The organism is Myxococcus vastator, from assembly GCF_010894475.1.
Classification (GTDB): domain Bacteria; phylum Myxococcota; class Myxococcia; order Myxococcales; family Myxococcaceae; genus Myxococcus; species Myxococcus vastator.
Genome location: NZ_JAAIYB010000311.1, coordinates 1 through 10,398 on the forward strand (window position 1 = coordinate 1; position 10,398 = coordinate 10,398).

Consider the following 10,398-nt stretch of genomic DNA (forward strand, 5'->3'; position numbering starts at 1 on the left):
TCTTTAGGCAGGCAGGCAGGCAGGCAGGCAGGTTTGAGTTTGGATGATTCCGCAAACCTGGTTCGCATCAGAGGTCACAAGGGCTCCCACACGCGCGAATACCATCAGGCAGTGCTGAACCGCATCAGCATTGCGATGAAAGGATGCAGGGACACCGCGCAGTGCCGGAGCAAGTTGGTCAACGAGTTGAGCAAAATTGCTCGTGACCTTACGACGGCGGGAACTAAGATGCGGAAGCTCATTCTGAAAGACCCGGGAGCATGATTCATGGAACGACGATTCTTCGGCCTCGACTTCGATGTGTATGTGCCGGGTCGTTGGTATCTAGCTGAACCCACAAGTCCTGCGGGGCAGACGGTTCCAAATATCTGGGCGTTCGTCGAAGGAAGGCCAGTCGATCCCCCTGACGTGCTGCGAGTCCCGTTGTCCCGACCGGGGAGGCCGCTCGTCTTCGACAAGACGACCGTTGGAGGAACTCCGATTGTTGGTGCGCGGGCGGCAAACGTGTTTCGTGAAATGGCGCCTAACGACGTTCAGCTATTCCCTGTCGATGTTGAGGGGCAGCGCGAGCAGTACTATCTGTTGAACGTAGCTCGTACCATTCGCTGCATTGACGACGCCGCGTGCGAAGAGGTTCAGCACTTCACGGAGGAGGACGGAGAGCCGGAGCGACTTGGCGAGTACCGTTCCGTTTCGGGTCTGCGGATCGACAAGGCGAAGGTCAGCGACGCTCGCGTGTTCCGACTCTGGGGCTATCACATCCCCATCATTGTCGACGAAGAGATCAAGAATGCCCTCGAAGCGAACGGCATCGTCGGCGGCAAGTTCGAAGAGGTCTGAACCGCACGTCTGCCGAAGGGACACAGTGGATGTAGAGGCCCGCGGTGCCGTCAGCGCCGAAGCGTTCGGTCTCCATGCTCCCGACCTGCACCTCATCCGCGGCCAGGACCTCCAGCAGGATGGGAGCGTTCACCGCTGTGCTCTTCCAGCGGGCGGCCCTTGCGGGGTGGGGTCGATAGCGTTTGGGACTTGACAAAGTCAGGCGACGTAGGGGGTTCTCGCGAGTCCTCCCGCCAAATGTCTGCCCTAGAATTCCTCCAACTCGTCTGCATTGGGGGTGCGCCGTGGCTATCACGACTCGACAGCCTGTCTTTCATGCCGTGCGAAGTCTGCTGGGCATGGGCTCATCCTCTTCTGCAAAGAGTGCCACGTCGAACTCGACGAAGGCGACTGCCACGGCCCCGGATTGGAAGGTGACGGCGGCCAACCTCATGGAGACCTTCATCCAGTCCGGATACGTGACTGGCATTACGAAGCCCGGCATCGCGAAGCTCGAACAGAGAATCATGAGCGAGATGGAGGCGTTCATTCGCGACAACCCGAAGTTGTCCGCGGACGAGCTCGACAAGGTGGCGAAGCAGGTCACGATGCGCCACCTGTCCATGGCGAGGATGGATGGTCAACGTGAGGCGAAGATCAAGTCTCGCCTTCAGGAGCTCCAGCAAGACCGCTGGGGTTGAAAGCCGACCGCCAGGACATGCTCCGGTACATCTCGAACGCATCGTCTTGCTACAGCAGCGGGAGTTCCGGCCGTACCACGGGGGCTTGCTCCGCCCCCGGAGCCGGCGGCATGCGGCGCTCCTCGTGCTGCGGCGAGCGCTCCACCCAGCTCGGATGGACTTCCACCTGGGGCGCCCAGGCCCCGTGTCAGGGGCCCGGGCAGGTCCGACTCACCGTCAGGGGTGTCGGACCGCGGTCACTTCCTGCGCTTGAAGGAGTCGAGTGTGGGGCAGTAGGTGGCGTACCCGTGACCGGTGAGGGCGCCATTCTCGTAGATGCCGTTCACGTCGAAGGCCACGAAGTGCGACTCGGGAGGGGTGCCGTCCAGGACGCAGGTAGGGCAGAGCGAGGCCGCCACGGGCGTGAACGTGAGGCTCGTGCTGTGCAGGAAGAACGCCGTCGTTAGCACGCCTTCGAAGTCGACGAGCGTCGCTCGCGGCTCGCCTGGCGCGGAGCCCACCTGCGGCGTTGCGTCCACCGGCACCCTGACTGAGTAGACATTGACAAGCTGCGGTGGGAGCGGCGAAACCTCGGTAGGGCACTCACCCGGCGCGCCGTTGTTGAGCTCGATCCACAGCTCCCACGGGTCCGAAGCGTTCTCCGGCTCTTCGTAGCCGAAGTAGGCGCTGGTCAGGTCGCGCTGGTTCCCGCCCAATTGAATCGTGATGACGGTCTCCTGACACTCGCCCTCGCAGACGGTGAACGGATCCGGCTCGCTGCCTCCGTCCGGCTCAGTGCCCGCGTCGGGCTCGGTGCCCCCGTCGGGCTCGGTGCCCGCGTCAGGCTCGGTGCCCGCGTCAGGCTCGGTGCCCGCGTCAGGCTCAGTGCCCGCGTCAGGCTCGGTGCCAGCGTCAGGCTCGGTGCCCGCGTCAGGCTCGGTGCCCGCGTCAGGCTCGGTGCCAGCGTCAGGCTCGGTTCCAGCGTCAGGCTCGGTTCCAGCGTCAGGCTCGGTTCCAGCGTCAGGCTCGGTGCCAGCGTCAGGCTCGGTTCCAGCGTCAGGCTCGGTGCCCGCGTCAGGCTCAATGCCCGCGTCGGGTTCGGTGCCCGCGTCAGGCTCAGTACCTGCGTCGGGCTCGGTGCCAGCGTCGGACTGACGGCCCGCGTCCGGCGTCGGATCGACGTCATCGGAACCACAGCCAGTCAGTGCGGGAGCGACTGCGAGGGAGAGTATCAACAGGGAGCGTATCGAGTGTCGCAGGTTCATTTCGTGGATTGTCACGGGTTCCTCGCGGAGATGCGAGGGGGCCCGGCCTTCTTCTGGATGCGCTCCCCGGAACACATGAAAGGCCGCGTCGAGCCGTCCCCTCCGTGGGGCACCGTTGGCGTGCAGCCTCAAATCATCCCATCCCAACCCGCACCACACCGGCGGAACGCGTCGCGGAGGGCCTCCACGAAGTCGGAGGGCAGCGGGCCCTCCTCCAGCGTTTGGATGTTCCGCCGCAGATGCTCCAGCCTCCCGGTGCCCACGATGCAGGTGGACACGCCAGGGACGTGTGCGGCGAAGCGCAAGGCCACATCGCTCCAGTCCAGGCCACGCGGGTCGAGCGCCAAGGTCCGCATCCGGTGCCAGTACTCACCGAGGTCATGCGCGCTGGGACGCTCCGCGAAGCGCCAGGGCGCGTTCCCCAGCGGACGCTTTGCGATGACCCCCATGCCCCGCTCCCGTGCCCACGCGACGCCCCGTTCAATGGCGCGCTGGTCGAACAGGTTGACGGACGTCTGGACCACGGCGAAGGCACCCGTTTCGAGCGCGTACTCCAGCGCGGCGTTGTCACCGGAGTAGGCCGCGGCGCGAACCTTGCCCACCTCGACTGCACGGACCAGCGCTTCCACGAGCCCGGGGCGCTGGAGCACCTCCAGCGGGCACGAGTGGAAATGCACCACGTCGAGCACGTCGGTGCGCAGGCGCATGAGGGCCTGGTCCACGCCACGGGTGATGCACTCGGGCGTCCAGTCCTCCACCCCCGGCACGCCATAGCCGCACTTGGTGGAGAGGACGAACTCGGAGCGGCGCCCCTGCAGGTGCCGTCCGATGCGCTCTTCCGACGCCCCATAGCCGGGCGCCGTGTCGATGACGTTGATGCCCGCATCCAGGACGCCGTGCAGCAGCGCGGCGGCCTCCGCTTCCGCGAGCGCCGGCCCCCCCACGTGTCCGGCGCCAAAGCCGAGCACGGACACCTGCAGTCCCGTCCTTCCCAGGGAGCGACGCTCCATGAAACCTCCTCGCATGGCCTGGTAAAGCCACGCGGCAGTGGAGTTCACAGCATGTTCGTGCTCGGGCCCGTCTCAGGAGGCGAGGCTCCCGCGGATGCCGCCGTCCGGGCAGCCGTTGTCCTCGGGGAAGGTGTCACGCGCTCGCTTCAGGTGAGCAGCTTGCGCTTGGCGGCGGTGAACTCCTGCTCCGTGAGACTGCCGCGCTCCCGCAGCGCGGTCAGCCGCTCCAGCTCGGACGCGAGGCTCGGCGCGGATGGCTCGGCCGTCTCGTTGTCCGCCGCGAGGAGGGCATTGCTCAGGCTGGACGCCACCATGCCGATGAGGCCAATGCCCATCAGCATCAGCACCGTGGCGCAGACGCGCGCCAGCCCCGTATGCGGGGTGATGTCACCGTACCCCACGGTGGTCGCGGTGACGATGGCCCACCAGATCGCATCCTGGAACGTCGACAACGCGGGGTTGGTGTCCCGCTCCAGCATCCACACGACGGTGGCCATGCCCGTCACCACCGCCGAGGCGATGAGGATCGTGTGTCCCAGCTTGTAGCGGTTGAGGAGCGCATCCAGCACGGCGATCGAGCGGATGCGGCGGTACGAGGACACCACTCGCAGCAACCGCAACACGCGCGCCAGGCGTAGCAACTGGGTGACGCGGAGCAGGCTGAACGCCTCCGCGTACAAGGGCACCAGGCCGAGCAGCTCGAACCAGCGGCTGCGCAGGAACGCGGTACGGCGCTCCGCCCGGAAGAGGCCCCAGAGGAAGTCTCCCAGGAAGATGCAGATGAAGCCCAGGTCAATGGCCGCGAGCACCTGAAAGCGCGGCTCCGGCCAGCGCAGCCCCGCCATCTCCACATAGAGGATGGGGACGAGGCTGACCAGCGCCAGCACGGACATGAGGAAGTCCCTCAGGGCGAGCCTGGGGGAAGCGGCGCCCGCCTGTTCCTCCAGGGCGCGCACCTGCCTCGCTTCATCGGCCCCCGAGACGGATTCCTCATTTCGCATGGGGCTCCACGCTAACGCAGCGGGCCTGGGATGAACACCCACGGCAGCCTGGGCGGGCGCCCGTCTGGCGCTCTGGACATCCCCGGCGCGAGAGGTGCTCGCGCCGGAGGGCCTCCTGGCGGGTGAGGGCGACCTGGGCGGCGGCGAGCGCCACGGTGAGAAGCGCCGCGGAGGCCACGCCCACCACGATGCGGTGCTTGCGCAGCGTCTTGCGCAGCCGGTAGCCCGGGCCGGTGGGGCGCGCGCGCACGGGTTCGCCCGCGAGGAACCTTTCCAGGTCCTCGACCAGGGCTCGCGCGGAGTCGTAGCGGGCGGCGCGGTCCTTCTCCAGGCACTTGAGGACGATGGTCTCCCAGGTCCACGGGCAGGGCCGGGTTGAGCGCGCGCGCCGGGCGGGGCTCGACGGTGGCGATGTTGCTGAGCACCTCCAGCCCGTTGTCGCCCGGGATGGGTGGCTGCCCCGTCAGCGCCGTGTAGAGCGTGGCACCCAGGCTGTAGACATCCGCGCGGCGGTCCAGCCGGGACACCTCGCCGCGGGCCTGCTCCGGGGCCATGGAGTGCGGCGTGCCGAGCACCGCGCCGGTGGCCGTGAGGCCCTGCTCCGTCCGGTCGCGCGCCAGCCCGAAGTCCATGACGTAGGGCTTGAGGCGGCCGTCCAGTCTAGCCGCCTCCGCGGGCGCGCAGGACTTCCCGCAGCCGCGCCGTCTGCTCGTCGGTCCAGCCGTCAGGGCGCAGGAGCGCGACCCAGGCGTCCACGTGCTCGCCGGTGTACACGTGGCCGTAGCCGGCGGGCACTTCCATCCCCAGTGGCAGGTCGGCCGTCACCTGCCAGAACGTCACGAAGGGGAGCCACACCATCGCGCCCAGGACATCGTGGCCGCGAGGCTCCCGCAGCCAGTCCGGCCGCTGCAACAAGAGCCGGGGGCTCCACCAGATGATGGGGTCCGAGGGGTGGAGCAGGTACAGCACTCGGGAGTCCCCCCACGGGGCGGACGCGGGAGGAAGGTTCGTTCCAGGGCGCCGGCTGAATCGAACGATGCGTCCGTTCCGATAGACGGGCGCTATCTCGGGGCTGCCCGCGTCCCGGTGGTCCGTGAACTCGCGATACAGGGTGTTGAAGTTCGGCGGCCCCACGAACAGCGCGCCATCGGTGCGATTGGCCAGGTCCCGCTCGCCGCTGAACGCCGTCTCCCCGCCGTAGGAGCCCAGGCTTTCGCCGAACACCAGCAGCTTCGGCCGTTGGCCCGCGGGGAGCCTGGACCAGCGCTCGTAGACGACGTCGAAGAGCGCCCGGCCCGACTCACGCGCCCGCTCCTGGTCCACCAGGACGGAGAGCCAGGACCACAGGTGGGAGTACTGCATGGCGACAATCGCGGAGTCACCGCGGGTCAGGTACTCGAAGGCGTCCACGGCCTCGGGCACCACCCAGCCACTGCCCGTGGTGGTGACGACCAGCAGGTAGGCCCGGTCGAAGCCGCCGGCGCGCTCGAGGTCCTCGACGGCGAGCGTGGCCCGCGCCTCGGCGTCCGGTGCGGAGGCGTAGCCGGCGTACACGCGAATCGGCTCCTTCACGGCCGCCCCCTCGAACGCGGCGAGGTCGGCCATGGAGGGGCCCCCGCCGACGAAGTTGCGCCCCTCCCGTCCCAGCGACTCCCAGCTCACCCGGGAGCTGGGGCCGCCGGAGCGCAGGGCGGTGCGGGGCTGGAACACGCCCTCGTCGGTCGTCGCGTCCCGCACGCTCAGGGTCTGGTCCGCCAGCGCGATGAGCCCATCCCACAGCACGCCGCTCGCCACCAGCGCGGTGAGCACCACCACCGCCAGTCCACTCGTCGCGCGGGCCGCGCGAGGGCCGATATGCCGAACGAGCCGCGCGTCCAACCGGCGGTACACCGCGCGCAGCCCCCGTCCCGCGGCGATGAGCAGGATGAAGACGGCCGCCGCGACGACGGGTGCGACCAGGTAGCCCGCGTTGCCCGGGTGGGGAACGCCCATGAGCTCCCGGATGCGCTGCTGCCAGTGCCAGCCCAGCAGCAGCGCGCCGGACAGCGCCACGAGCGCCGTCACGAAGAAGCCCCGCCACGCGCGAGGACTCGGCGTCCTCGCCGGACGTGGGGAGAACTCGCGCCACAGCCAGGCGCCCAGCACCCCCAGCCCGTAGCCCATGGCCGCGCTGAGGCCGCTGACGAAGCCCTGGAAGGGCCCGCTGCGCGGCAACAGGGAGGGCGTGAAGGCCAGGCACGCGAAGAGCAGCGCGCCCCACGCGCCCGGCAACGTGTAGCGGAGCCAACGGGGCCAGGCACCAAGCGCCAGCGCGGGCCGGACAGCGCGAGTGAAGAGGCGCTCCATGACGACCCCCGCGAAAGGACCTCGATGCCCGCCACGGTGCTGCCGAGCAGGCGTCGAGAGACGGCACACGGAAGGTAGGCCCTGGAACGGCCCCCGGCAGCACGCGCTCGGCATGCCCGGCTCCTGGGGCCCTGGCGGCGACGAGGGCCCGCTTCGTGTTCGAAAGTCAGCGAACCTCGAACTCGTAGATGCGCGTCGCGGGGTCGCCGCTCTGCGTCGGCGCCGTCACGTTGAGCCTGATGTAGCGCGCCGACGTCGCGGTGATGGCATGGGTCGAGCTGCTGCTGGTGTTGTTGCTCACCGTGACGGGCGTGCTCCACGTGGAGCCGTCGCTCGAGGTCTGGATGGTGAACGCCCGGCTGTTCCAGTTTGTCGATTCGCCCCCCGCGCCCGCATGCCTGAGCGTGAAGCTGCTGACGGTCCGCGCCGAGCCGAGGTCGACCTGCATCCAGGCCGGCGAGGCCAGCGAGCAGAACTTGTCGGTGGTGCCACCCGAGACGCTGCCGTTGACCGCCTTGGCCGCCGATTCGCTGCTGTTGCAGGGCGCTGAGCTGGTGGTGGGCCTGTTCAGCGCCAGGTTGGCGTAGCCCGAGCCGACCGACACCGTCTGGGAGTTGCCATGGCTCGCGCCGCCATTGTCGGTGACGGTCAGGGTGACGTTGTAGTTGCCAGGGCTCGCATAGGTGCGCGAAGGGTGGGTCGCGGTGGAGGTGCTGCCGTCTCCGAAGTTCCAGCTACGTGAGGTGATGGTGCCGTCTGCGTCGGTGGACGCATCGCTGAAGGTCGCGGTGAGGCTGCTGACGGTGACGCTGAAGTTCGCCACCGGCGGGGTGTTGCCGCTGACGGCGGTGTTGATGGCCGCCGCGTACTGCGCGCTGGTCCCCTGCGCGCTGCACTTCTGGATGTCGTCGTACAACCACATGAAGCCACCGCTGATGCCTGCGCTGGCCTTCCAGTTGCTCATCCGGGTCTGCACCACGGAGGGGCTGTCGCCCGACGCGCAGCCGCTGCCATGCCTGGACCACAGACCCGGAGCGACCGTCATGCCCATCGCGGTGTTCCAGCTCGCGGGGTTGTTCCCGGCGCCGCCGGCGTAGACCTGCAGGTAGATTCTATCGACTGCGCTGCCGAGGTTGTTCTTGAGGTTCCGCCAGAACGTCTGCTGGGTGTACGGCGCGAAGGTGATCTTGTAGCCCATCCCGATGAGCATCTGGCTGAAGGTCGTGGTCGGGGCCAGGTTGTAGGCGCTCTCGTCGTCGAAGTTCACCGCGTCGGCGCCGGTGGCGGTCTTCAGCGCCTGGAAGTTCCTGTACAGGATGCTGTTGGTGCCGGTGCCGCAGACGATGGTGGTGCCGCAGCCGGGGGCGGTGCCGTTGACCAGTCTGATCATGCGTTCAAAGTCCGGAACGCCCCAGGCGCCAGTCGACACTTCAATGCGATTGACCGAGGTCGGCGCGGTCTTGAGCGTGGCCAGGCGGGCCGGCCAGGCCGGATCGCCCATGTAGGCGCCGTTCTTGACTACCGGAATGTCGTTGTAGATGAGGTCGCCGTTCTCCTCGATGTGGAAGCTCCAGAGGATGACCGTGGTGAAGCCCGAGCTGCGCAGGTCGTTCATCACCGCGGTCCCGCCGGAGTAGAACGGGCCGCCGCCGTAGATCGCCGAGTACGCGCTGGCGTCCGGCGCGGCGACGGCCAGGGCGAGCGAGGCGAGTGCTGGCGACAGGCCGCGGAGAAAGACGGACGGCGCGGATTGATTCGATTTCGGCATGGAAAGTTCCTTTCGCGTTGTGCGTCGTGAGTGGGACGATGGCAGGCGATTCGCGTCGATGTGTGAGAGCCAATGCGCTCGCGCATACCCACGCGCTCTCCGGGTCGCCACTGGTGGCGGCGGCCTCACACTGGGAGTGACGGCTCCTTCATGTCAATCTTTGGGTTGATTCAAGTCAGGCTAGAACGTTCAAGCACAGGTGTCTGCAATGGGCGTGAACCGGGTGAGGGACGGGTTGCGCGGGGTGTGAGTGTTGAGTAGTGTCGATTGCGATTTGCTGTGATTGCTGTCTCGTCTTGAATTGCGTACGGTCGCATTCCACTCTGCTGGGAGGGACCATGGCCGGACTTTCCGCTGTGCTTTTGATGTCGATGGGACTGTTGTTGGGGGCTGGTGAGAGCGTTTCCGAGGCAGGGAAGTCAGAAGCGCCCCAGGGCGATGACGTTGACTTTCTCTGTGTCGAGAATGCCTTGTATAACTATTACAGCGACGCGAGTCACACGACCTGGGTTGGGGAGACCTATTGTGCGTGCGGCCAGCTGGCGGTGCTTACTGGCAGGCGCACTTCATACGTGGAGGTGGTGTATGCCGAGCCGTGTATAGGCGAGGCACAGGACGGTGCGTCCGCGGCTGAATGACGGGCGCGCTCAGGCGCCGTGCGATTTACGGAGAGACGAGGCTCTCGTTTCTTCGTGGTTCGTCTAGACTCTCCGTGAATCCACCCTTTCACGGAGACCTCACGATGTTCAGCGCCTTCTCGCGTCCCCTGCGAACCTTCACCGCGACCACCGCGCTCCTGGCCCTCGCTGGCTGCGGTGACGATACGCAGGACCCGCTTCCGGATCCTCCCGAGGAGCTCTCCTGCGACGCACAGACCTATGCGGAGGCCGTCCGCAACGCGGCCGAGCCCACCTCCGCGGACATCTCCACGGCGCTGTGGGACATCAGCCCGTCGAATCCGAGGCTCATCTGGAACGAGTCCCAGACGGCGGTGCGCATGGCCATCTGGACCACGTACACTGGCTACGCGCTGGGCGAGAACACCCTCTCCCGTGAGGTATGGGTCACGCCCGCGCCTCAGCTCCAGACGTTCTGCAAGTCGGTGCCCGAAGAGAAGCTCGTCGCTCGCCTCAACCAGTACCTGGGACTGCCCCCGGCCACGGAGGGCGACAACGCTCGCTACATCGTCGAGCTGTGGGTCCGGCCCGCGGACATGTTCCGGCCCTGCCCGGACGCGGAGATTGACGACGCCTCGTGCGGCCTTCAGTTTCCTGCCTCGGCCACCTCCGAGCACAAGGATTGGATCAACGCCTATTACGCCTCCAGCTATGGGTTCTGGCAGAGCACGCACTACCCCTGGACCGGACTGGGCTACACGTATGACTGGTGCAACGCCGACACGCGTGTAGGCGGAAGTGAGTACGTGGTGCGCGCGGACTCCATCGTCGACGTGACGGGCAAGTTCGAGCGCGCCATCTACTGCGCGCCATAGCGAGACGGCCCCGGGCA

The 10,398-nt window shown here is 67.4% G+C and carries 10 protein-coding genes and 1 pseudogene; 5 read left to right on the forward strand and 6 right to left on the reverse strand.

All coding sequences use genetic code 11. The features are described from left to right. From G4D87_RS25910 to G4D87_RS25920, 3 genes are all read left to right on the forward strand, one after another. A partial coding sequence (locus G4D87_RS25910; RefSeq protein ID WP_205507725.1) for an AHH domain-containing protein occupies positions 1 to 264 on the forward strand: 264 nt, incomplete at its 5' end. A 3-nt stretch (positions 265 to 267) separates the two neighbouring features. Continuing rightward, on the forward strand, positions 268 to 840 hold the full coding sequence (locus G4D87_RS25915; RefSeq protein ID WP_163784988.1) for an imm11 family protein: 573 nt from the start codon (positions 268 to 270) through the stop codon (positions 838 to 840). Between the two features lie 320 nt (positions 841 to 1,160). Further along, positions 1,161 to 1,520 carry a hypothetical protein gene (locus G4D87_RS25920; protein WP_163784990.1) on the forward strand — a complete coding sequence of 120 codons (360 nt, stop codon included), beginning with the start codon at positions 1,161 to 1,163 and terminating at the stop codon, positions 1,518 to 1,520. Between the two features lie 236 nt (positions 1,521 to 1,756). Here the strand turns inward: G4D87_RS25920 and G4D87_RS25925 are convergent, their stop codons facing one another. The 6 genes and pseudogenes from G4D87_RS25925 to G4D87_RS25950 all read right to left on the reverse strand — a co-directional run bounded on the left by G4D87_RS25925 (position 1,757) and on the right by G4D87_RS25950 (position 8,889). Then, on the reverse strand, positions 1,757 to 2,764 hold the full coding sequence (locus G4D87_RS25925) for a hypothetical protein (protein ID WP_205507726.1): 1,008 nt from the start codon (positions 2,762 to 2,764) through the stop codon (positions 1,757 to 1,759). Positions 2,765 to 2,892: 128 nt separating this feature from the next. Continuing rightward, positions 2,893 to 3,774, reverse strand: a complete 882-nt coding sequence (locus G4D87_RS25930) for an aldo/keto reductase (RefSeq protein WP_163784994.1) — start codon at positions 3,772 to 3,774, stop codon at positions 2,893 to 2,895. A 146-nt stretch (positions 3,775 to 3,920) separates the two neighbouring features. Further along, on the reverse strand, positions 3,921 to 4,775 hold the full coding sequence (locus G4D87_RS25935; protein WP_163784996.1) for an ion transporter: 855 nt from the start codon (positions 4,773 to 4,775) through the stop codon (positions 3,921 to 3,923). A gap of 82 nt (positions 4,776 to 4,857) precedes the next feature. Then, positions 4,858 to 5,431 (reverse strand): annotated as a pseudogene (locus G4D87_RS25940) (protein kinase domain-containing protein); the annotation flags it as partial. Between the two features lie 4 nt (positions 5,432 to 5,435). After that, entirely contained in the window at positions 5,436 to 7,121 is a 1,686-nt protein-coding gene (locus tag G4D87_RS25945; protein ID WP_163784998.1) for an alpha/beta hydrolase, read from the reverse strand. Between the two features lie 166 nt (positions 7,122 to 7,287). Beyond that, the gene (locus G4D87_RS25950; RefSeq protein WP_176409523.1) at positions 7,288 to 8,889 is read right to left on the reverse strand and encodes a PKD domain-containing protein; all 1,602 of its coding nucleotides are present in this window, start codon (positions 8,887 to 8,889) and stop codon (positions 7,288 to 7,290) included. Between the two features lie 338 nt (positions 8,890 to 9,227). Here G4D87_RS25950 and G4D87_RS25955 point away from each other — a divergent pair, with 338 nt between their 5' ends. Continuing rightward, on the forward strand, positions 9,228 to 9,527 hold the full coding sequence (locus G4D87_RS25955) for a DUF6289 family protein (RefSeq protein WP_163785002.1): 300 nt from the start codon (positions 9,228 to 9,230) through the stop codon (positions 9,525 to 9,527). A 74-nt stretch (positions 9,528 to 9,601) separates the two neighbouring features. Next, positions 9,602 to 10,381: a hypothetical protein gene (locus tag G4D87_RS25960; RefSeq protein ID WP_240358613.1), complete on the forward strand. Its 780-nt coding sequence runs from the start codon at positions 9,602 to 9,604 to the stop codon at positions 10,379 to 10,381. Positions 10,382 to 10,398: the final 17 nt, after the last annotated feature.

Bases quoted from the DNA above. Each gene is read 5' to 3' on its own strand.
- G4D87_RS25915 (WP_163784988.1), top strand. From the start codon at position 268: ATGGAACGACGATTCTTCGGCCTCGACTTCGATGTGTATGTGCCGGGT.
- G4D87_RS25925 (WP_205507726.1), bottom strand. From the start codon at position 2,764: ATGAACCTGCGACACTCGATACGCTCCCTGTTGATACTCTCCCTCGCA.
- G4D87_RS25930 (WP_163784994.1), bottom strand. From the start codon at position 3,774: ATGGAGCGTCGCTCCCTGGGAAGGACGGGACTGCAGGTGTCCGTGCTC.
- G4D87_RS25935 (WP_163784996.1), bottom strand. From the start codon at position 4,775: ATGCGAAATGAGGAATCCGTCTCGGGGGCCGATGAAGCGAGGCAGGTG.
- G4D87_RS25945 (WP_163784998.1), bottom strand. From the start codon at position 7,121: ATGGAGCGCCTCTTCACTCGCGCTGTCCGGCCCGCGCTGGCGCTTGGT.
- G4D87_RS25950 (WP_176409523.1), bottom strand. From the start codon at position 8,889: ATGCCGAAATCGAATCAATCCGCGCCGTCCGTCTTTCTCCGCGGCCTG.
- G4D87_RS25955 (WP_163785002.1), top strand. From the start codon at position 9,228: ATGGCCGGACTTTCCGCTGTGCTTTTGATGTCGATGGGACTGTTGTTG.